We start from the raw sequence: 23,939 nt of genomic DNA on the forward strand, positions 1-23,939 counted from the left end.
TTGTAATTGATTCGCTAATTTAACATTTTTTATCAATTGACAAATTATTATTCCCTGTAAAAAACTCGTTTTACTCTAGCAGAAATACTTGTTAATATTTCATATGGAATAGTATTGGTCGCTTTAGCAATATCAATAACAGAAGGGTTTTTTCCGAAAATTATTACTTCACTACCTTCAATACAATTAATGCCAGTTACATCTATCATCAACATATCCATACAAATACTACCTATGATTGGCGCTTGCTTTCCGTTAATTGAAACATAACCAACTCCATTACCCCAAAGTCTTGAAATTCCGTCAGCATATCCAATAGGAATCGTTGCGACTTTTGTAGTCGTAGTTGCCATAAATCGGCGCACATATCCCACACTTTCACCTGCCTCAATGGTACGAATTTGGGAAATGACAGATTTCAATGTTCCTACATTTTCCAATTTCACTTGTTCGTACGCTTCATTAGAAACACCATACAATCCTATTCCAAGTCGGACCATATCGAACTGAGCTTGCGGATAATTACTGATTCCGGAAGTATTACAAATATGACGAATAGGATCGATATTCAATTCACTTATCAGCAAAGACGAATCCCTTTCAAAATCGGCTATTTGCTGCAATGTAAAATCTCTATGTTCCGGCACATCACTTGATGCCAAATGCGACATGATACTTTTAATTACAACCCTTTTATTCTGTTGAAGAATCGTAATCAGTTCGGGCAAAACTTCAGGATCAAAACCCAAGCGATTCATCCCTGTATTAATTTTTATGTGTATCGGATAATCTTGCAACTGTTTTTCATCGGCAATCTTTAGAAACGCTTTCAAACCTCTGACATTATAAATTTCAGGCTCCAAATGGTATTGGATTATTGTCTGAAAACTAGTCATTTCGGGATTCATCACCAAAATAGGCAATTCGATTCCCGCTTTGCGCAATTCGATTCCTTCATCGGCGAAAGCCACACCTAAATAATCCACTTTGTGGTGTGCCAATAATTTCGCAATTTCATAACTTCCACTTCCATAACCAAAAGCTTTTACCATGATCATTAGCTTGGTTTTTGGGTTTAATTTGGACTTAAAGTAATTCAAATTATGACTGATGGCGTTCAGGTTAATTTCCAGAATAGTTTCGTGTGTCTTTTCCTCAAGTAGTGACACGATATTTTCAAACTCGAATTGACGTGAGCCTTTAATTAAAACGGTTTCACTAATAAAATGTAGATTTTCGAATGCTTTAATAAAATCTTCTGTCGTTGCAAAAGATGTAGCGTTAAGAAACTTATTCTTAAATTTTGACACCGTTTCACCAATACAAAAAACACGATTTATTTTATGCGAAACGATAAGATGAGAAACTCTCGAATACAATTCTTCATCTGACAAACCCGATTGGAAAATATCCGATAAAATCAACGTTCTTTTTTTGTGCTGTTTTTGATGTTCCAGAAAATCCAAAGCAATTTTAAGGGATTGAAAATCGGAACTATAGCTATCGTCGATAAGTGTACAATTATTAATCCCGTTTTTTACTTTCAGTCGCATTTCCACAGGAAACAACTCCTTAACCCTTTCCTCAATGATTTCGATGGAATAATTCAAATACAACATTGCCAGAATACAATGCATACTGTTTTCGATGGAAGCTTCATCGGTAAATGGAATAGCTATTTTAAAACAATGCTCTTTCCGGGTTATATTCAATTCCGAATGCTCTTCTACCACTTTTTTCTGAATAAAAACATCGGCACTTCTATCTTGTGTACTCCAAGTAAATGTTTTCGTATTCGATTTTAGAAACGCTTCTATCGTTTTATTCTTATTCAGAATCAGCACCTCAACATCTGAAAACAACTTTAGCTTTTCCTTAATTTTTTGAGAAATATCGACAAAGCCTTCATCATGTGCCGATCCTATATTGGTTAATATTCCAATAGTAGGTCGAATGATCTTTTGTAGATGGGCCATTTCACCAACAGTAGAAATTCCAGCTTCAAAAATTCCAAAATTATGATTTTCATTAATACCAATTACCGATAAAGGAACGCCCACTTGCGAATTATAACTCTTCGGACTTCGAATAATGTTGTAATCAGGACCCAATAAAAAATTCAACCATTCTTTAACTATCGTCTTACCATTGCTACCTGTAATTCCAATAACTGGGAAACCAAACAAACCACGGTAATAAGCCGCAAAATCTTGCAAAGCCTTTAACGTATTGTCAACAACTAAAAAATTAGCTCGGGAATTTAATCCTTCCGGAATATAATTGACTACAAAGTAATGAACTCCTTTAGTGATTAACTCATCTATGTATACATGAGCATCGTGATTGGGGCCAACCAGCGCAAAGAATAAAGTTTTATTATTATTTTGAAGAGAGCGACTGTCAATAGAAACATTTTCAATACTATCTAAAACATTTTCGAAATTCGTTTCAGCATGTATACTTTGGATAATGTCTTTTAGAATTACACTCATTTTGTATCGTTTTCGTTCTGGTTTTTATTGACAATTTCCTCATCAACGACCTCCATATTGTTTCGAATCGCATTGAAATAAGCCGCTCTACTCAATGGTTCGTATTCATCTGTTTCACCTAACAAAACCAAATTATCACTGGCTGCTTTTCTAAAACTAAAATGGGCCAAATTACCCGTTCGGGTACATACAGCATGCACTTTGGTCACATATTCTGCAGTAGCCATCAAAGCAGGCATCGGCCCGAAAGGATTTCCTTTAAAATCCATATCCAACCCAGCCACAATGACACGAATTCCGGAATTTGCCAAATCGTTACAAACAGCAACGATTTCGTCATCAAAAAACTGCGCTTCATCAATACCTACTACATCACAACCTTGAGCTAAAATTCGAATATTCGCTGCTGCCGGAACCGGTGTGGAACGAATCTCATTTTTATTGTGAGAAACCACCATTTCATCGTCGTATCGGGTATCAATCGTAGGCTTAAATATTTCTACTTTCTGTTTTGCGAACTGGGCTCGTTTCAATCTACGGATTAATTCTTCGGTTTTTCCCGAAAACATTGACCCACAGATGACTTCAATCCATCCAAATTGTTCTTTATGATTTACTGTATTTTCAAGAAACATTTTTTATTTTTATAACGATAAAAATGAATAGTTTTTATTACTTTGTAACAGAACAAAAATATCAAAAAACTAACGCTATTAATAGCACATCTGAGAAAGTTATCAAAAAAAGTATCATTTAACATTCTTCAATAAAAATTAAGTAACAAAACGATGAGAAAGAAACTTGAAGCCGAATTAATTAGTATTGCGCACCGAATTTTAAAAATGAAACATAAAGACGATGTACGTGAATTACATCATGAAACACAAAAGCTTTATGAGAAATTATCGGTATTGTTATTTGTGGAGGAAAACTTTGACGAAGTAAAACCAACAATTGGTATTCATGACATTGAAGATAGATTAGAACGTGCATTTGATTTTGATGAAAAAATTGTAGTTGCCGAATTGAAAGAAGACGACACTATTGAAATTAAAACAGAAGAAAAAGCCGTTGAAGAAAAAATTGAAGCGACTAAAAAAGTTGAGGAAGTTACTGAAGTTAAAATCGAAGAAATTACAGCAGCTGAAACTAAAATAGAAAGTACTAAGGAAGAAGTAATCAATCCTGAAATAAAAGAAATAAAAGAAGTAAAAGTTGAAGAAACTATTAAAGAAGATAAAAAGCATTTTCTTTTTGATGACATTTTAAGTGATTTGCAACCGGAACCTGTTTTCGAACGTGTAGACAACAACAAACTACCGAACGAGATTGCCAAAATCATCGAAACCAAAGTAGAGGAAACAAAAAAAACTGAAACTGAAATCTTTGTTGCTGCCGAAGAACCTATTTTTGAAAAAGCTGAAAAGTCAAAACCGGGTAGCAATCTTAATGACAAATTAAACAAAGGCATCAATATCACTTTAAATGACCGTATTGCTTTCGAAAAAAATCTTTTCGACGGTAGTACAGCTGATTTGAACCGCGTTATTTCTCAAATTTCAACATTTGACACTTTTGAAGATGCTAAAAACTTCATTGACGAAATGGTACGCCCTGACTACAACGATTGGAAAGGAAAAGAAGAATTTGCAGAGCGCTTCATGGAATTTGTTGAAAGTAAATTTGCCTAAATGTCAAAATTATATCTTGTACCCACTCCTATTGGCAACCTTGATGATATGACTTTCAGAGCTATTAAAGTACTGAAAGAAGTCGATTTAATCCTTGCCGAAGACACACGCAACAGTGGTAAACTATTAAAACATTTTGAAATTGCCACGCATATGCAAAGTCACCATATGCATAATGAACATAAAACGGTTGAAAATATAATCAAACGCATTCAGGCAGGTGAAAATATTGCATTAATTAGTGACGCTGGCACTCCTGCCATATCTGATCCCGGTTTCTTACTTACTAGAGCATGTGTAGAAAATGGCATTGATGTGGAATGCTTGCCAGGAGCTACCGCCTTTGTTCCCGCATTGGTAAATAGCGGACTTCCCAATGACCGATTTATTTTCGAAGGGTTCCTTCCTGATAAAAAAGGAAGACAAACTCGTTATTTGGCTTTGGCAGAAGAAACCAGAACCATGATTTTATACGTCTCTCCTCATAAATTAATCAAAACTCTAGGCGAATTTATTCAGTATTTCGGTGCAGAGCGCCAGGTTTCGGTTTCAAGAGAATTATCAAAATTGCACGAAGAAACGGTTCGTGGTAATGCTGAAGAAGTTTTAAAACATTTTGAAGCAAAACCTCCGAAAGGTGAAATCGTAGTTTGCATTGCAGGCAAATCTTCATCAAAAGAAAAAAGAAAAGAGGATGAATAATATCAACACATTCATAGAAACTATTAAGAAAAAAACTGAAGCATTCGATTTTCAGAATGTTATCAGCATCATAGATGCTAATTACGACTTTACTCCCACCACCTTTAAAAACGGTCATCAACTTAATAATGCTGGTGAAAATAATGGATCATGTAAAATATTCGGATTCGCACAAATGCATAACTTAACAACAGAAGAAACGTTATCTCTTTTTGGTGGTTTTTACAAAGATGTACTTCAGACTCCTGAAGGAACGGACCATCAAAACATCCGAAACTTTATGCAATTTGGTTGGGATGGAATTCAATTTGAAGGTAATCCGCTCATTCAGAAATCAACTATATAAATTCAGAAATCAATTACTAAATGCGTTGGACAATCAAATCAAAGCCCGAAAAAGAAAAAATACAAGCCTTACAAAACGCTTTACAAATTGACGAAATCATTGCCACTCTTTTACTACAGAGAGGAATTGAAACCTTTGATCAAGCACGACAATTTTTTCGTCCTAACTTAGAAGATTTGCATGACCCCTATCTTATGAAAGATATGGAAAAGGCCGTAAGACGAATAGAAGCAGCCTTTCAAAATCAAGAGAACATATTAGTTTTTGGCGATTATGATGTTGATGGTACGACTTCGGTTTCACTAATGTCTTCGTATCTAAAAACAATTTCACCTAACATTGCCACTTACATTCCTGATCGTTATGATGAAGGTTACGGCATATCCTACAAGGGAATTGATTTTGCCGATGACAATGGCATCAGTCTGATTATTGCTCTGGATTGTGGCATCAAATCAATCGATCATATTCATTATGCAAAAGAAAAAAACATTGATTTCATCATTTGCGATCATCACCGTCCAGGAGATACCATTCCGGACGCAGTAGCTGTTTTAGATCCAAAACAAAGTGATTGCAATTATCCTTTCAAAGAATTATGCGGATGCGGTGTTGGATTCAAACTGATTCAGGCTTTAGCGCAAAACCGAAATGAAACCATTGAAGATTTAGTTCCTTATCTTGATTTAGTAGCAACAGCAATTGCTGCCGACATTGTCCCAATAATAGGTGAAAACAGAATATTGGCAAAATTCGGATTGGATGTCATCAATAGCAACCCGAGACCGGGTATTAAAGCTTTGATTCAAAATGTAAAAAAACAAAAACTCACCATTACCGATGTCGTTTTTATCATTGCTCCACGTATTAATGCTGCAGGAAGGGTAAAACATGGTAATTATGCTGTCGAATTGTTGTCCGAATTCAATTTGGAGCAAGCCGAAGAGTTTGCCTCTCAAATTGAAGTCTTTAATGCCGACAGAAAAGACTTGGATAAACAAATTACTCAGGAAGCGTTATTGCAAATTCAAACCAATGATGAGCATGACAAATTTACTACCGTGGTGTATCAAGAAGACTGGCACAAAGGCGTTATTGGTATTGTCGCTTCTCGCTTAATTGAAACCCATTACCGACCTACCATCGTGTTTACAAAGAGTGGCGATAAATTGGCTGCATCTGCACGATCTGTTAAGGACTTTGACATCTATAACGCATTGGAGGCAAGTTCAGAGTTTTTGGAACAATTTGGCGGACACATGTATGCTGCAGGAATGACAATCAAGGAAGAAAATTATGAAGCCTTCAAAAATAAATTTGAGGAAATAGTTCAACAAACCATCCATCCCGATTTATTAACTCCAGAAATTACTGTGGATTTAGAAATCAATCTCGAAGACATTAACGACAAATTACTTCGTATACTAAAACAATTTGAACCTCATGGTCCAGAAAACATGAGCCCAATATTTATTTCAAAGGGCGTAAATGATACCGGATACGGAAAATCTATAGGAAAAGATGAAGAACATTTGCGTTTGTATCTAAAACAAGACGAAAGTGAAGGTTTTGGTGCCATTGGATTTGGATTAGCCAAAAAGAAAACACTTACCGAAAATCATAAAAAATTTGACATCGTTTATTCCATTGATGAAAATGAATGGAACGGAACCACATCCACACAATTGCGATTAAGAGATCTAAAATAATTGAATAAAGTGATAAAAGACAACAGAAAAGATCCGTTTTCTTCATTAAAAATTAAGGAGTTTCGCTGGTTTTTATTCATGCGATTGGGAATTGTTCTAGCGTGGTCCATGCAATTTGTACTAATCGAATGGGAAGTTTACCGATTAACCAAAGACCCTTGGTCATTAGGACTTATCGGTTTAATGGAAGTCATCCCTGCGATTACTTTTGCTTTATTCGCAGGTCATATTGTAGATCAAAACGAAAAAAAAGGAATGCTCATCAAATGCTTTTCCGCTTTGGCCTGTATAAGTATCTTACTGTGTTTGGTCACAAAACCTGAAATAATCAATACCCTTTCCAAAAATAGTATACTTTGGTCAATTTATGGATTGGTCTTTTTAGGTGGAATCGTTCGAGCTTTTATCATACCGTCTATTTTCAGTTTGTTAGGACTAATCGTCCCTAATAAAGAAAAAGCCAATGCTGCTGCCTGGAGTAGTTCAACTTGGCAGATTGCAGCAGTATTCGGCCCAACATTCGCTGGATTTGCAATTGGATTTATTGGTGTGTATTATTCTATGCTATTTGTTGTAGCATGTATTATTATAGGTATAGTAGCGCTTTTACAAATCGATTCAAAACCTATTTTAAACCCCAAACGAGGAGAACCATTTCTCAATAGTCTCAAAGAAGGAATCACTTTTGTGTTTGAAAACAAAACCATTTTAAATGCAATTTCATTGGATATGTTTGCCGTATTATTTGGAGGAGCAGTTGCATTAATTCCTGTCTTTGCCACCGATATTTTAAAAGTGGGTTCGGAAGGGTTTGGTATTTTGAGAGCTGCACCTTCTATTGGCGGATTAATTACGATGCTAATTGCAACCTATATTCCTTTGAATCGCGATGCTGGTAAAAAATTACTCACAGCCGTATTTTTATTCGGAATATGTATCATCATTTTTGGCATATCAAAAAATTTCTGGATTTCGGTCATTGCTTTATTTTTCAGTGGTGTAACAGATGGTATTTCGGTTGTTATTCGACAAACCATTTTGCAACTCTATACACCCGACAACATGAGAGGCAGGGTATCTTCCGTAAATTCGATATTTGTTGGATCATCCAATGAATTAGGCGCCTTTGAAAGTGGATTAACTTCACGACTCATGGGAGTTGTTCCAGCCGTAGTTTTTGGTGGGATTATGACATTACTAGTAGCAGTCACCATGGGTATTAAATCCCCGAAGTTCAGAAATTTAAATATTGAAAAAGACATAGCTGAAAATTAGATTTCGACAATAAAAACCATTAATTATTATCGTTTTCTCATCATTGTTTCGGGTTGAAATAACTATATTTGCTAACTTATTTTATAACACGTACATACATTTTTGAAATAGAAATACAATGACAAAAAAATCGACAATCCACTACACTTTGACGGATGAAGCTCCAATGTTAGCCACACATTCGTTTTTACCAATTGTACAGGCATTCACAGCTCCAGCTGATATTGACATAGAATTGAGAGACATATCCGTAGCATCGAGAATTTTATCACAGTTTCCAGAATACTTAAAAGACAATCAGAAAGTAGCCGATAATTTAGCTGAATTAGGTCAGTTAGCTACAACTCCAGATGCAAACATCATCAAATTACCCAATATTTCAGCTTCGATTACTCAATTAAAAGAAGCTATTGCAGAATTGCAAGCTCACGGTTTTGCTGTACCTAATTTCCCAGAAGAACCTTCCAATGATGAAGAAAAAACAATCAAAGCCAAATACTCTAAAGTATTGGGTTCTGCAGTAAATCCAGTATTACGTGAAGGGAACTCCGATCGTCGTGCACCAAAAGCAGTTAAAAACTATGCCAAAGAAAACCCTCATAAAATGGGTGTTTGGGCTTCAGACAGCAAAACAGCTGTAGCACATATGAATTCTGGTGACTTTTATGGTACTGAAAATTCAACAACAGTGGCCAACGACTGTAAATTCAGAATAGTTTTTACAGGAAATGACGGCTCAACTAAAGTTTTAAAGGATTTTTCAAACTTAAAAGCTGGAGAAGTAATCGATAGTTCGGTAATGAATCTTGCAGCATTAAAAACCTTTGTTTCAGAGGCAATTGCTGAAGCCAAAGAAAAAAATGTATTGCTTTCTGCTCACTTGAAAGCGACTATGATGAAAATTTCAGATCCGATTATTTTCGGAGCTATTGTTGAAACTTTCTTCAAAGAGGTTTTCGTTACCTATGCTGATTTATTCAAATCATTAGATATCAATCCGAACAACGGTTTACAAGATTTATTCGAAAAAATAACTGGTAATGCACAAGAAGCTGAAGTAAAATTAGCCATTGAAAATGCTTTGGCTAATGGACCACGCGTTGCCATGGTAAATTCTGACAAAGGAATTACCAACTTCCACGTTTCATCGGATGTAATTGTAGATGCTTCTATGGCAGCATTAGCTCGTAGTGGTGGTAAAATGTGGAATGCAGAAGGAAAAGAAGAAGACACGATTTGTATCATTCCAGACCGTACTTATGCAGGTTTTTACCAAGCTGTTGTTGACGATATGATTAAAAATGGAGCATTAGATCCAAAAACAATGGGATCTGTTCCAAATGTGGGCTTAATGGCTCAAAAAGCGGAAGAATATGGTTCACACGATAAAACTTTCCAAGCAGATGCTGCTGGAACAGTAAAAGTTGAAGATGAAAACGGAACTGTTTTATTATCTCAAAATGTAGAAAATGGTGATATTTTCAGAATGTGTCAAACCAAAGACGCTCCAATCCAAGACTGGGTTAAATTAGCTGTTAACAGAGCCCGTTTATCGGACACACCTGCTATTTTCTGGTTGGATAAAGGTAGAGCACACGACAGAGAAATCATTAAAAAAGTTGAGAAATACTTAAACGACTACGATACTACTGGACTTGACATTCGCATCATGGACGTGAAAGATGCGATGACTGAAACCTTACGTAGAATTCGCGAAGGGAAAGATACCATTTCAGTTTCAGGAAACGTATTACGTGATTATTTAACCGATTTATTTCCAATTTTAGAATTAGGAACATCCGCAAAAATGTTGTCTATCGTTCCTTTGATGAATGGTGGTGGTTTATTCGAAACTGGCGCTGGAGGTTCTGCACCGAAACACGTTGAACAATTTACAGAAGAAGGATATTTACGTTGGGATTCACTAGGTGAATTTTTAGCATTACAAGCCTCATTGGAACATTTAGCTCAGACTCAAAACAATCCGAAAGCACAAGTTTTAGCTGATACTTTGGATGAAGCCAATGCAAAGTTCCTTGCAACTGATAAATCTCCTGCAAGAAAAGTTGGCCAAATTGACAACAGAGGTTCTCACTTCTATTTGGCATTATACTGGGCACAAGCTTTGGCTAACCAAACAAAAGATACTGAACTACAAGCAAAATTCTCTTCAATTGCTAGCGAATTAACCGCTAATGAAACTAAAATTGATGCAGAGTTAATTGGCGCGCAAGGCACAACACAAAATATTGGTGGTTATTATCAGCCATCCAATGAGTTGACAGACAAAGCCATGCGTCCAAGCGAAACTTTCAATACGATTTTAGCTAAATTAGCATAGTCAATCCGAATAAAGTTTTCATACAAAAAGCCCACGTATACCGTGGGCTTTTTTATTTCTATACTATACTGCTTTTTAACGCTTTAATGAAAAATGAGAACGGAATGTTTTCTCTACATTGTTTTCGGTAAATTTCACAGCAAACCAATAATCGTTCGAAGGCAAATCATTTCCGTTAAAAGTACCATCCCAACCATCGCTACTTGGTCGCATCGTTTTTAAAACTTTACCGTAACGATCGAAAATATGAATCTCGGAATTAGGTTGGCTTTTCAATGCCCAAATATTCCAAGTATCATGATAACCATCTGCATTTGGTGTAAAATACTGCGGGTATCCTATAGTAAAAATATGTTCCAAAACAATATTCGTACAACCATTCGTATCCTGAATCGTTACATAATGTTCACCGGTTGGCACATTACTAAACACATTGTTGGTTTGAAAAGAACCCCCATCAATACTATACAAGTAACTACCTTGACCCACAACATTGATAGTAATCATCTGATTGTCTTCAAAATAATTACTTACTGTATATGTCGCTGTTTCGGCGGCTTGAAATGCTTCCACAGTGGCAGTAGCCGCTTCGGAAGTACAAACATTGGTTACTTGCACAGAATAATTTCCTACTTCATTTAATTGATCTACTAAATAGGTACTACCTGTTGCTCCGGGAATAAGCGTACCATTCAACATCCATACAAATGAATATCCTGTACTACTCAACCCCGTATCTAATAAATAATTCGTCAAAACAATATTATTCTTATCGATACAAATTCCTCCGCTGGTTAAAGTAATTTTTGGCAATGGTTTAACCACGACCGTATACGTTTTTGTTGGTCCGGCACAATCTCCGAGTAAGGTTGTGATTGTATACACAGCAGTTCCTTGTAAATTCCCGGCATTTATAAAAGTATCATTAATAATAAATACATTACTGGAAGAAATACCACTAAGAACTCCTCCTTGAACACTCACTCCGTTTAATACCAAACTCCATTGAAAAACAGCATTTGGATTCGGGCTTGACATCGATATTGATGTACTTTGCCCGCTACAAATCGCTGGCGGATTAGCTCCAAAAACTGCAGTGGGTATAGGATTAACCGTCACTGTAATTCTTTGTGGATCTCCATAACACGAACCAAGTTTAGGCGTTACTGTATACACAACTGTTCCAGAACTCGCTCCAGTTACCGATAAAACATCAACTATTTCTGGTGAAGAAGAATTAGTCACGTTGTTTTGACCAGAAGCTCCGCTAACCCCCGTTTGCGTTACAGCCCAATCGTAGGTAACTCCCGTATTTGGCGATTCTAAATTAATTGCTACAGCGCTGCCCGAACATACAGAATTATCAGCAACGGTAAAAGTCATAGTTGGTTTTGGGTAAACCATTATATCCACTTGTTGTTCACTACTTCTACAACCAGATTCTGCATACACTTTGTAACTTACAACAGTAGGTACTAAAATTGTATTGGATAATGTAATCACATCCGTTAAGTTAATTGATCCAACTCCATTTCCACTTGTTCCACCTGAAGCATTGGTTTCTGACAAAAATTGCCAATACAATGTTGCTCCCGGAACGTTTGAACAACTCAGCGCTACATTAATTGAATTACCCGAACAAATTGAAAGACTATTATTCGTTACTGCTATTATAGGTGTTGGATTAACTGTAATCGTCATTGAAGTGGCAACTGCACATTCACTAGTTGCGGGAGTAAATGTGTAGGTAGTTGTTATTGTATTGTTTAGTGACGGTGTCCATGTTCCCGTAATTCCTTCATTTGAAGTTGTAGGTAAAGCAGCAAGTGTTTGCCCTGAACAAATTGGAGAGACTTGGCTAAACGTTGGCGTTACTTTCTGATTAACCACAATTGTCATTGAGGCAGTTCTTACACAAGTTCCGCCTGTTGGGGTGAACACATAAGTCTTTGTCACCGTATTATCTATAATTGGCGACCAAGATCCCACTACTCCATTATCTGAGGTAGTTGGCAATGGAGCTAAGGCATCACCAGAACAAATTGGGGCTACTTGCCTAAAAACGGGAACTACCACAGGAGTTACATCTATTGTCATTGTAACAGGAACTGCACATTGTCCTGAGTCAGGCGTGAATGTATATGTTGTTGTAGTAGTGTTGTTTATAGAAGGTGACCAGACACCAGTAATTCCATTATTTGAAGTAGTTTGCAAAGGCAGTAATGCATCACCAGAACAAATAGGAGAAATTTGAGTGAAAATAGGGGTATTTTGAAACACACTAACTGTAATCGATTCATTTTCGGTACGTGAACACAAAGTATTATTGTTAGAATCCAAAATTCTAGTGCTCACCAAGGCAAATGTTGTATTAGCCACAACGTTCTTTGTTATTGTAAAAATCCCAGAAGTATCTAAAAGTCCTCTTTGAATTGTACTGCCATCAATCGTATACTCGACAGTAGCTCCAGGGGTTCCTGTGAAAGTGACCACTACATCACTACCCGAACAAGCGTTTGTAGTTGAAACCGACATATCTGCTGTAGGAATCGGATACACTTTCAAATTGAAATCGGTTATTGTAAAACAACCTGAAACATTATTTACCACTTTCGCATAGATAGTTTGTGGGTTTGAAGTATTGGCTATAATGTTTGGAAGCGGAGAAATTCCATCAATTGCGTTAGCATAGGTCGAATAAAAATTAATGGTATTATTCGTTAAATCCGAATTAATTTGACTTCTAACCGAATTCAAATCAAAGATTCCAACATTTGGTGTTACACTGCAGGTTTTTAGTTCAACAATTTCGTTTGCCGAAGGAGGTGTTGGAAATGCACCGGTTCCATTGGTTGCAGTGCCTGTCCAGCGAATTTCAAACCCGCCATCACCATGCGGTCTGTCTATTGCAATATAATACGACTGTCCAGCAAGAACGGGAATCGATCTCACATATCCGTCGTTATTCCCCGGATTTGTAGCACCTGGACCAATTTGTGTGAACGTATTCGTCATATTCATACCCGTATGATTATTGGAAGCATTTACTGCTTGTGGATTTAATGTTGCACAACGAATAGGGCTTCCCAAACTACCACAAGATTTGTTGGGTCCGTAAACCCAAAAATCATAATCGACTGAAATTGCCGGGTCATTCGGAATCAAATCGAAACCTAAGTTTCCAGATTGCACAATATTAATTTTAATCCATAACGAATTATGTTCTGAACCTCCGCACGATGCAACTTCTTGTGTATTTCCAACACCAGTTGCATTTGAGCTGAAATTACCATTTCCACAAACTGTGATTGCATTAACACAATCATTTGGTTGATTTTGCCCTAACACTATGCTGGTAAAAAACAACCCCAGAAATAATATAAAACTCTTTTTCATTATATCCTCTTTTACAATTAATGATAATTTACCGACTACAAAACAAAGCAGTCACGGTGTTTAGAAGAAGTTCCTTCACGCCATTTCTAACGCGAAGTGAACGACTAAAAAACAAATTAAAAAACCAGTCTTACTTGGTAACAATCATGAATTCAGAACGTCTGTTTTGAGCATGATCCTCCTCTGTGCATTTAACACCGCATGTTATTTTTGGTGTAGAACTACCGAAACCTTTTCCAGAAATTCTATTACCTGAAATACCTTTAGAAATAATATATTGAACCGTTGATTGTGCTCTTTGTTCTGATAAATTCAAATTGTAAATCGCTTTCCCTTTTGTATCAGTGTGAGATTTAACTAAAATCGCCATAGTAGGATGATCATTCATTATTTTAACAAGCTTATCCAATTCACTCGCCCCTTGAGTTGTGATGTTACTTTTATTGAATTCAAAATAAATTGGAGCTAACAGCACTTCGGTATCTGTAATAATCACATCCTCCGGTTTCAATTTTGCTTCAATTAAATTTTCTCCCGCTTTGGTTTTAGCCAATGAAAATGTCTGAGTATTATAGTTCAAAGCAGAAACTCTCAACTCATAAGCCATATCACAATCAACTGCGTAACTAACTCTTCCAGAAGTATCCGACTGTTGAGTTGCAATTGTATTCCCTTTATCATCTAAAATAGCTACAGTAGCATTAGCAATGCTTTCGCCAGTATTTTGGTTCGTTACTATTGCTATGGCTTCGGCTTTACAAACAGGAATTGCAGTATAAATTGCATCGAAACCGTTGCGATTGGAAGCAAAATAGCCCACATTTAACCTTGAATTCAAACTGAATGAAAAATCATCTTTCTCACCATTGACAGGTTTGCCAAGGTTTTGAACATTATTCATGTTGCTCAAATTCACTTTAAAAACATCCAAACCACCAAAACCTTGTTGTCCGGAAGAAGCAAAATACAATACGTTATCCTCGGTTATGAATGGAAAACTTTCTTTTCCCGGAGTGTTGATCTGATCTCCCAGGTTTTGAGGACTTCCGTATTGTTTTCCGACGACCAACACTTTCCAGATATCTGATTCTCCGTATCCACCCGGCATGTTTGATGCAAAAAATAACGTAGTCCCATCTTGACTCAAACTTGGATGTGATACCGAATAACTGTTACTATTGAAAGGAAGCGCTTCGATATTTGACCATTTGCCATCGACCTTAGTTGCTTTATACAAACCTTGTTGTCCTACTTTAACATTGCTCTTCTTATCCTTTTCAAATTGTCCTTTACTGTGACTGTCTCTAGCGAAAAACATGGTGTTCCCGTCGGCACTGATTGCTATTGGTCCGTCGTGAAAAGGGGTATTAAGTTCATCCACCGATTTGGGTTCAGACAATGTACCGTCTGCTCCCCTAACCGATTGAAAAATATCTACATACGGTTGATTTGCCCATTTATCCTTTTTATTGGAAGCATTTCTAGTACTTACAAAATAGAATGTATTATCATTAGCTAAAACCGGAGCGAAATCACTTTGGTTTTTACTTTGGATGTTCGTTTGAGCTACATCAAACAATTTAGAGTTATTGGATAAACTTGGAATATAATTCGGATTATCCCTGTGTGCTTTGGCTCTTGGATCATCTGAAGCTTGAGCGGCAAAAACATCCATTTGTTTGTTGGCTTCCTCATACTTCCCTAAAGTCTTTAGAGATTGTGCATAGCGATAATAGGTTTCAGCATCAACTTTTCCCTGAATAGCTTTAGCATACCATTGAGCAGCAGCTTCGGTATTAAAAATTGTATAATAGCTATCCGCCAATCTGGTAAAAACATAAGTATTAGCATGCTTCCCTTCTGCCAGTTTAGAATATTCAGCTATAGCATTGACATATTGATAACTTTCAAAAAGCTTGTCGGCTCTTTCCGTAGATTTATTCTGCCCGTAACCTGCCGTTAAAAGCAAGAATAAACTGATGGTTATATATCTTTTTTTCATGGTTGTTGTTTTGGTTAGAAAAATCTAGGTGAAATCGAAACTTTTTTCGGGAAATTCAAATCAAAAAGTAACATTACTTCATGCGAAGAAGCAGCAGCAATTTTCAAATCTGACACAATATGATCATAGGCATATCCAATTCTTAAACTAGGCGTAATAGCATAATTGACCATAGCTCCGAATGAATCGTCCAATCTATAAGTTGCTCCGGCTTCGAACTTTTCGAAAAACAAAAAGTTGGCCGATAAATCCAATGACACTGGAGAGCTAAAAGCCGATTTCATCATAAATGAAGGCTTAAATTTAGTTTGATCAGAAAGGTTAAAAACATAACCTCCCGTTAAAAAATAATGTTGTGTTTCACTACCAAAATGGTACTCCTGTCCGTTTTGCGTCAATTCTAAATGTTTACTTTGCAACATATTAGGCACAGAAAAAGCCAAATAATACGAATTGGAATAATAAAACAATCCTGAACCTATATTCAAAAATGTAGAATTAGAGTTTTCGCTGAAGGCTGCATCTCCCGAATCAATAACGTGTCCGTTTCCTATTTCAGAAAACAACCCCACATTGTGTAATGTAGCTCCGGCTTTGATTCCCATTGCTAATCTATGATCACCTCCTAAGTTCAATGTATAAGAGAAATCGGCATAGATATTATTCTCTTCAACCGGACCAATTTTATCCGATATCACCGAAAGTCCCAATCCAACATTTTTTCCTACGGGACCATGAACTGAAAGAGTTGCCGTTTTTGGCGCACCTTCAATATTCACCCATTGCTGTCTGTATAAAAGTCCAACAGACAAATTCTCTTTTGAACCCGCATAAGCAGGATTCATGACGTTCATATTATACATATATTGTGTATAATGTGGATCCTGCTGTGCCTGCATATCAAAGCACAACATCATCATCAGTATTGAGGCTAAATATATTCTTTTCATTGTATGCTCTTGCTTTATATTATTAATAACAGTCTGTTTGAATGACTAAAACAAACAGACTGTTTTTCACTTTTATCTGTTGATATATACCCAACCTGTTGCAGTAGTACCATCCGCCTTAATAATGGTATAGAAATAAGTTCCATCAGGCAGCTTGTCTCCTTTATTGGATACCCCTTTCCACTGATTGGTATAATTTCCACTAAATGCGTACACTTCGGTACCATAACGGTTATAAATAGTTACATTTCTGATATCCAATCCCGTCAAATCAAAGCTTTCATTTGCTCCGTCATTGTTTGGTGAGAAACCTCGTGGAATTTCCACACAAGACGCATCAACAGTTAAAGAAACTGAAGTTGCCCCAGCATTTGAACATCCATTTTGTGCGATTTCATAAGTAACTGTATATACCCCTCCCGCACTATTTGACAAAGTAATTTCCCCAGTAGCAGCATCAATATTCAATCCGTTAGGTTGCGCACTGAAAGTACCACCAGATGTAAAATTCGGAACGGTTGTAATTACCGGATTAGGGTCATTTTTACAGAATATAGTGTTATCATAAGCAAAGCCAACAACAGGAGTAACCGTTTCGTTAACAACTACCTCAATAGCCGCTCTTGGACCAATGCAACCATTAGCATCTACAGCACTTACATAATACATTGTAGTACCGAGAACAGCAACATTTGGTGTAGGTGCTGTTGTAGAACCATTCCCGCCAACAGCCTGTGTATACCAAAGTAATGTATGATTTGCTGGTGCTACTGCAGTCAAAGCCGAAGCCGTTTCGTTTGTACAATACGTAACTTGAGAAGCAACCGTTGGCAAAGCAGTTACTCCTTGATAGGTAATTGTAACTGTATTATCACAGTAACGCGTTTTCCAGTGGTATACATAAACTCCAGGAATCGTAAATCCAGAAATTGTCGTTTGTTTAGCATTTGGCGAATCGATAGTTGTTGTAGCAGGGTTTAATGGATCTTCAGACCATGTTCCTATACCTTCCGCTTCGACAATTGTAGCAGTTTCAGCACAACCTAAAGTAAGCGATGCATTTTTTACTTTGGTATTCGCCTTGAAATTAGCTGCATCCAAAATATGGCCAATAGCATTACCCACAACACGGAAAATAAAACGAGTAGTAGTTTGACCCGTCGGAACGGTATAACTTCCTTGAATTAACTCCCAGATTAAACTATCTGCATGATCTTGCGCAATTACTGTAAACGGCCCGGAAGGAGGTCCGGCAAACAATTGGACTGTCGTCCCGGTACCGTTTGCTTGTCTTGTAGCACTGGCAAAACTGTAATCCATTACAGTGATTTCAGAAGTATCAAAATCTTTGTATAATCCTTTAATATTAGGATCATTTGGATCCCATTCGTCTGCACCATCTTGAACCAATTGCAGATACTGTCCTCCCGAATATGCCGTTGCATCACCTAGAGTTCCTTCCTGTAAAAACATAGCTTTCCAGTCTGTATTCACTCTCCAACCCGGTATCACTTTGGCATCAATAATTGTAGACACACCCGTAACATATTGCATTTGAAGTTTTTCAAAATCATAATTGAAAGCATTCATGGTACACATATCCGTTGGCGTACTCACACAAATGTCAAATAGCTTAACATTCGATTCATTTGAATCTAGTTTTACTCTGATTTTATAGGTCTTACCAACAGTTAATTCAGAAGAGTAAACCGTTACTAAGGAATTATTTTCACTACATGCTCTTTCGGTTAACGAACCATCGGTTTGGACTTCGTAAAGTGATAGTATAATTTTGGGCCAAGTTCCCTGAAAGCTGCTTGTATAATAGCTTCCTGGGCTGAAATTGCTCAATTCAACGGTATGTACTTTAGAATTGGCAACAAATTCATACCAAATATCACCACCGTTTATACCTCCGCAAGAAGTTGGCACAGCAGAAGGTGTCGCTCCAATAAAAGAAGCTTTTGTTCCTTGAGATTCGCAAGAACCATTCGTATTCACTTGAAGTCGAATTGCCGTTGAAGGCTCATCATTTCTAATAAACACCTTAGGACCTGACCAATAACTTTTATCAGTAGTTCCACAAACAGCTCTAACAAAATATTCATTGGTTCCAGCCAAAGGATAGAAAAAATCAGCAGCTTGAGGTGTGTAAGAAGGAGTATTTACAACTACAACTCCCGATTGTGGTATTGTACCATGTTCAAAAGGTTGAATTGCTACTTCCCATTGAGTTTCTGAACCTCCTGGAGTCCATGAAAGTACACCATTTGCATTCACTATAAGGTTCGTCGGTTGAGGACAAGTTACAGGTCCACAACTTGCAACACCAGTATAAATATTTGTGTTAACAGTGCCTAAACCCAGTGGACTCGTCCAAATCACCGTATCGGAATAATCTTTGATTACTGCCTGAGCTTGTGAATATTGAACACCACTACCTAATCCTTCCCAGTACAAACTAAACTCAACACCAGTACACAAGAAAACTTGATGATCCAGCACCGTAGGTTGGTTTGGAGCTACAATAGGGAAAGTAAGTCTTTGAACAACTATTCCATTTTGAACTACATTCAAACTACGACTAACTTGTCCAGTATTTCCATTACTAAGTGAAATGGTATATTGGCATAAATTTGAAGTGTCACATTTGGTAAGAATATCAATAGGTCCAACCCATGAACTTTGATCAGTTCCGGTACAAATTGCTCTTACATAAACTTGATATCTTGTTGAAGGAGTAAGACCTGTGATTGTATAAGGATGAGCCGTTGCTGTATGCAAATATTGAGGAAGAGTATTTCCTACCGGAGCAGGAGTTCCAAAAGGCTGCACTGACAATTCCCATGAAGTTTCAGCACCTGCTACTCCCCAATTCATAATGGCAGTGGTATCAGTTATAGTTCCACTAGTTAAGTTAATAACAGAAGGACAAACCGGTATATCTTCTACGACTACATTGTCAATAAATGTATATTGACCTCTATAATTCCAAGGATTTTCTGGATAATATGGCGTATGAAATCCAATATTGATATCTGTTGGAGATGTAATATCGGTAAGATTAATAACCATTTCACGAGTTTCCACATTATTGATTACTTCATGAATGAATTCAACATGTAAATTCCCAGTTTGAGTTATTGTTGCGCTCGACGATAAGGTTATAACTAGTCCATTTTTTGCAGTAACCGTTGTTCCATAAGGAATTGGAAAACCAGGAATATATACCCTATCTCCTACTCTTACTCTTTGACTTGCAGAAACAGTTATAGTATTACTTCCTGCTGTGGTTCCATTTGCATCTGTTGTAGTCGAATAATTATTTTCATATAAAATAGTTGCAAACTGACTGGTTACCGAACCATTTGTAGAAAGCATCACTTTTAAATCCTCTTGAAAATCACTATTATATACTTTATAAGAGAATCGTAGTCTTTGTCCAGCACGCGCTTTTAACGTTGGTGTTATCAACCAATCATTATTAGCGCCATTCATACCCGTAAATAAAGCTGCCATTTGATCTCCAGCAATAGGCTGAACTGTCTGATCAAGATTCCAACTGTTACCGTCTGCGTTTGCATTTACGACTTTCCAACAAGTTTCTGTTGATGAATTGGTATCAAAAGTTTCGAAAAACGGAGTTGTTAGTGGATTACAATCGGTTCTGAAAGTCAATGGTCCAATCCATTCGCTTTGTTCTGTTGTATTACAAATTGCTCTAATATAATATTCATAAGCAGTATCAGGTGTTAAACCTGTTGCATTGTAAGTCGGTGTAGTATTAACTATTACTCCGGAAGCAGTTGGAATTCCACTACCTATTGCTTGAACAACTACCTCCCATCTTGGTTCTGTATAACCCGCAGTCCATCCCAAATTTGCAGAGGTAGCAGTAACATTATTAACGGTTTGATGAGACGGATTTGGACACGCGGGTGCATTTTCTACCACGAAATCATCTACAACAATAATCCCTGTATCACTTGGATTTGGCATATTGGAAGGAAGTCTGAAAGCAAAATAAGTTACCCCAGTTCCTGTAAACAAAACAGAGTCTTCCATAAAACTAGGATTAGAGAAATCATGCATTGCAATCAGTGTCGTATAACTACTGAAATCAGGTGTAGAAGACATTACTACTTCAAAGTTCCCTCTTGGAGAAGGAAAAAATGGAGACGTAGTTACTCTATATTTAAAACGCAATCTTTTTGGACCAACGGCATTAACCGGCGCACTAATTAACCAATCGTTGTAAGCAACAAACGGGTTAAAAAAGGAGATTGGTTGAGGGCGTATTGATGCTTCGGTACCGCTGATTGACCATTGTGCTGGATCATTATCCACGTTATTTGTAGACCAACAGAATTTTTTGGTATTTACATCAGTATCGTTAAAACTCTCTACATATGGTGTTGGTTGGGCAATACACAACGTATTGAAATTAACTGGACCAACCCAAGTACTTTGCAAAGTTGACGAGCAATAAGTTCTCACGTAAAACTCGTATCGTGTTGATGGATCTAATCCAGTGATTGTATAGGGGTTTGTACTGGCAATATTTACCACAGCGCCGACAGCAGGAGGCGTAGTTGGAGTCCCTGTTCCTAAAGGTTGTGCCACCACTTCCCATTGACTATTATTGAAACCATTAGTCCATGAAACTTGGGCTGAGTTTGTTGTAATTGAATTGAAATTCACAGCAGGATAACTAGGCTCAGAACAAGCTGGAAGATCTTCAATACAAACATCATCGATATAAATCCACGTTCCAGTTTGGGTTGCGCCAGCCGGTATTATCCAAGCAATGTTTACATCTCCTGTGATATTTGGTATTGGCACCACCATTTCGACAAAATTATAAGCCGTAGTATAAGACGCCAATGGAACAACTGTTGTAGTAAAGTTTTGAGTACCGATTCCTGTCGATGAAATTTTCACTTCAAAAGAACCCGGCCCTCCAGTAGGATTATCTGCAATAAGGCCCCAATTTCCGTAAATATTATATTTGAATCGTAATCGTTTTTGAGTCACTCCGTCCAAATGAAATTGTGGAGAGATCAACATATCGCTGGTATTTGTACCTGCATTTGATGTACGTAACTTTGCCACTGGTTCATTGAATCCATTATTACCGAAATGGAAAAAATCACTATCATTATTCAAGTTCAATTGTGACCAACAATCGTTCTTTCCTGAATCTTCAAAACCATTACAATAGGGCAAGGTTTGCATATTACAAGGTGTTTTGAAAGCCAAAGGTGCTGACCATGGTCCTGGTGTACTTCCACAAACAGAACGTACATACAAATAATAGTTCGTAGCTGCACTAAGTACCGGACTTGGGTTATTACTGTTTGAACTTGTTGGATTAATAACATCAGCTCCAGTTGGAGTTACTGCTGCTGTTTTTACAACATATTCCCAGTTACCCACTAAATTCTGAGGATTATCCCAATTAAAAGTCGCTCCTGTTTGCGTTAAATTATTATAGGCCAATCCAGAAGGGATAGGACATGAAGGTTGCGATAGCGTTAGCGTGAAACAGATACTTGCACCAGGACTGGTATGTTGATAAGGTGACGAAATCACAAAATAATATGTCTGACCAGCCGTCATGTACATATTTTGAATTTGTGCTGATGTTGCAGTTGAAGGTTGACCAGTTGTAAGAGATGCCAAACAATTAGCAGTAGTTCCAATGGCACAGCTATCGAAAATAAAAACACTTGAAAGTGTGTTAAAACATCCAGCTGACGAATTGGTATTTACTGTCATATTCACATTAACCAATCCCGAAGTCGCTGGAGTATACGATAAAAAGGCATGATCACCACTTAACCAGTTTTGAGTTGATCCAGATGGTTGACAACTCAAATTTTGAGAGTTTAAAGCTGTATAGTTTTGAAAATCATTAAAAACATTCAGATTCGTGCTTAATACATATGGCGTTGTCGAAATATTAGGTGGTATTACAACAGGTGTTGCACACGACAGTCCCAATCGAGTAGTCGTTATTTTAAATGGTCCTGCCCAACCACTGGTAGTAGTGGCATCACAAACCGTCTTAATATATACATCATAGGTCGTACCATTGTCCAAAGGCGCACCGTTAGTGGTTAAATTAGTGACATTGAAAGTTGTTCCAGTTACAGCAGTACCTGATGCAGTAGGTGCAAAATTTTCAGGCCCAACCTGGATTTCGAAATTATTTGCAACTGCATGTGCCCAGTTTAGAGTACCGCTGTTCGCTGACATATTAGAAGAAATACTGGTCACTTTTCCGCAACTTTCAATTACTCTGACATTATCTACAAACCAAATGTCACCACTAGTTCCTGAAATGTTAGCGGCATCTTGATTCGTAACAGCAACAAATGCCAGATAAACCGGTATCCCTTGTGGAATACCCGAAAGAGGAACTATTTTTTCGACATATGTTGTAGCAGGTGAATTTAATTGTGCTTCTGTCCATGAAGCCACCACAACGTTGAAACTATTGATATCAGGTTGTGTTGCAGTTGAAATTCTTAATTGATAAACCGCTCCTCTATTCACAAAACTTCCTTGTTTCGTCCAAAATCGAATTTCAGAATCATTGGGAGTTGTAAATTGAGGAGAAATCAGAAAATATTCCGCAGTTGTTCCAACAGTATTGTTCAAAGCCGGATTTACTTTTGCTCCAGGTGTACCCAGATAACCTTCGGCTGGTGTAGATGCTACCCAGTTACTCGAAACTGTTTGGTTACTGTTAATTGCCCAAGTGGCAGGAATTCCTCCTCCAAAATCTTCCATTGTTAATCCTCCAGATGCGGGGGCAGCAGATTGTGTGCTTCTCTGAGCTGACATCTCATTCGATACCAACGCAAATGTCAAAATCATCAGCATGGCTACTCCATAATTTTTCCTACACTGAAGAAAAATCCGGAAAAGAAAAAGCCAATTTGAAAGGTGTACTTCTTTTCGCATTTTTTTAATTTTTTGGGGGTTAAAAAATAAAAACTGTTATAAAAATGGGAGTAAGACAATCTTTAA

At 37.2% G+C, this 23,939-nt stretch carries 12 protein-coding genes; 6 read left to right on the forward strand and 6 right to left on the reverse strand.

Translation table 11 applies throughout. The features are described 5' to 3' along the window. Window positions 1–47 precede the first annotated feature (47 nt). Window positions 48–2,492: a bifunctional UDP-N-acetylmuramoyl-tripeptide:D-alanyl-D-alanine ligase/alanine racemase gene (locus tag ACFO7M_RS08295; RefSeq protein ID WP_379735064.1), complete on the reverse strand. Its 2,445-nt coding sequence runs from the start codon at window positions 2,490–2,492 to the stop codon at window positions 48–50. Continuing rightward, window positions 2,489–3,127: a thymidine kinase gene (locus tag ACFO7M_RS08300; RefSeq protein WP_379714004.1), complete on the reverse strand. Its 639-nt coding sequence runs from the start codon at window positions 3,125–3,127 to the stop codon at window positions 2,489–2,491. The genes ACFO7M_RS08295 and ACFO7M_RS08300 overlap by 4 nt, the downstream gene beginning before the upstream one ends. Window positions 3,128–3,280: 153 nt before the next feature. Here ACFO7M_RS08300 and ACFO7M_RS08305 point away from each other — a divergent pair, with 153 nt between their 5' ends. The 6 genes from ACFO7M_RS08305 to ACFO7M_RS08330 all read left to right on the forward strand — a co-directional run bounded on the left by ACFO7M_RS08305 (window position 3,281) and on the right by ACFO7M_RS08330 (window position 10,556). Next, on the forward strand, window positions 3,281–4,183 hold the full coding sequence (locus ACFO7M_RS08305; protein WP_379735066.1) for a hypothetical protein: 903 nt from the start codon (window positions 3,281–3,283) through the stop codon (window positions 4,181–4,183). Next, window positions 4,184–4,885 carry a 16S rRNA (cytidine(1402)-2'-O)-methyltransferase gene (gene rsmI, locus ACFO7M_RS08310; protein WP_379714008.1) on the forward strand — a complete coding sequence of 234 codons (702 nt, stop codon included), beginning with the start codon at window positions 4,184–4,186 and terminating at the stop codon, window positions 4,883–4,885. It begins immediately after the preceding gene. Further along, entirely contained in the window at window positions 4,878–5,231 is a 354-nt protein-coding gene (locus ACFO7M_RS08315; protein WP_379714010.1) for a HopJ type III effector protein, read from the forward strand. Before rsmI ends, ACFO7M_RS08315 begins: the two co-directional genes overlap by 8 nt. A 20-nt stretch (window positions 5,232–5,251) precedes the next feature. After that, on the forward strand, window positions 5,252–6,940 hold the full coding sequence (gene recJ / locus ACFO7M_RS08320) for a single-stranded-DNA-specific exonuclease RecJ (protein WP_379714012.1): 1,689 nt from the start codon (window positions 5,252–5,254) through the stop codon (window positions 6,938–6,940). After that, window positions 6,941–8,215, forward strand: a complete 1,275-nt coding sequence (locus ACFO7M_RS08325; protein ID WP_379714014.1) for an MFS transporter — start codon at window positions 6,941–6,943, stop codon at window positions 8,213–8,215. A 118-nt stretch (window positions 8,216–8,333) separates the two neighbouring features. Further along, the gene (locus ACFO7M_RS08330) at window positions 8,334–10,556 is read left to right on the forward strand and encodes an NADP-dependent isocitrate dehydrogenase (protein ID WP_379735068.1); all 2,223 of its coding nucleotides are present in this window, start codon (window positions 8,334–8,336) and stop codon (window positions 10,554–10,556) included. Between the two features lie 75 nt (window positions 10,557–10,631). On the opposite strand, the gene ACFO7M_RS08335 is transcribed toward ACFO7M_RS08330, so the two are convergent. From ACFO7M_RS08335 to ACFO7M_RS08350, 4 genes are all read right to left on the reverse strand, one after another. Beyond that, window positions 10,632–13,952 carry a T9SS type B sorting domain-containing protein gene (locus tag ACFO7M_RS08335; RefSeq protein ID WP_379735069.1) on the reverse strand — a complete coding sequence of 1,107 codons (3,321 nt, stop codon included), beginning with the start codon at window positions 13,950–13,952 and terminating at the stop codon, window positions 10,632–10,634. Window positions 13,953–14,082: 130 nt separating this feature from the next. Next, entirely contained in the window at window positions 14,083–15,954 is a 1,872-nt protein-coding gene (locus tag ACFO7M_RS08340) for an OmpA family protein (RefSeq protein ID WP_379735071.1), read from the reverse strand. Window positions 15,955–15,968: 14 nt separating this feature from the next. Beyond that, on the reverse strand, window positions 15,969–16,904 hold the full coding sequence (locus ACFO7M_RS08345) for a type IX secretion system membrane protein PorP/SprF (RefSeq protein ID WP_379735073.1): 936 nt from the start codon (window positions 16,902–16,904) through the stop codon (window positions 15,969–15,971). 72 nt (window positions 16,905–16,976) lie between these two features. Beyond that, window positions 16,977–23,873 (reverse strand): choice-of-anchor J domain-containing protein, encoded by a 6,897-nt coding sequence (locus tag ACFO7M_RS08350; protein ID WP_379735075.1) that lies wholly within the window; start codon window positions 23,871–23,873, stop codon window positions 16,977–16,979. Window positions 23,874–23,939 lie beyond the last annotated feature (66 nt).

It is taken from the genome of Flavobacterium sp. GCM10023249, assembly GCF_042653365.1.
Classification (GTDB): domain Bacteria; phylum Bacteroidota; class Bacteroidia; order Flavobacteriales; family Flavobacteriaceae; genus Flavobacterium.

Bases quoted from the DNA above. Each gene is read 5' to 3' on its own strand.
- ACFO7M_RS08295 (WP_379735064.1), bottom strand. From the start codon at position 2,492: ATGAGTGTAATTCTAAAAGACATTATCCAAAGTATACATGCTGAAACG.
- ACFO7M_RS08300 (WP_379714004.1), bottom strand. From the start codon at position 3,127: ATGTTTCTTGAAAATACAGTAAATCATAAAGAACAATTTGGATGGATT.
- ACFO7M_RS08305 (WP_379735066.1), top strand. From the start codon at position 3,281: ATGAGAAAGAAACTTGAAGCCGAATTAATTAGTATTGCGCACCGAATT.
- rsmI (WP_379714008.1), top strand. From the start codon at position 4,184: ATGTCAAAATTATATCTTGTACCCACTCCTATTGGCAACCTTGATGAT.
- ACFO7M_RS08315 (WP_379714010.1), top strand. From the start codon at position 4,878: ATGAATAATATCAACACATTCATAGAAACTATTAAGAAAAAAACTGAA.
- recJ (WP_379714012.1), top strand. From the start codon at position 5,252: ATGCGTTGGACAATCAAATCAAAGCCCGAAAAAGAAAAAATACAAGCC.
- ACFO7M_RS08330 (WP_379735068.1), top strand. From the start codon at position 8,334: ATGACAAAAAAATCGACAATCCACTACACTTTGACGGATGAAGCTCCA.
- ACFO7M_RS08335 (WP_379735069.1), bottom strand. From the start codon at position 13,952: ATGAAAAAGAGTTTTATATTATTTCTGGGGTTGTTTTTTACCAGCATA.
- ACFO7M_RS08340 (WP_379735071.1), bottom strand. From the start codon at position 15,954: ATGAAAAAAAGATATATAACCATCAGTTTATTCTTGCTTTTAACGGCA.
- ACFO7M_RS08345 (WP_379735073.1), bottom strand. From the start codon at position 16,904: ATGAAAAGAATATATTTAGCCTCAATACTGATGATGATGTTGTGCTTT.
- ACFO7M_RS08350 (WP_379735075.1), bottom strand. From the start codon at position 23,873: ATGCGAAAAGAAGTACACCTTTCAAATTGGCTTTTTCTTTTCCGGATT.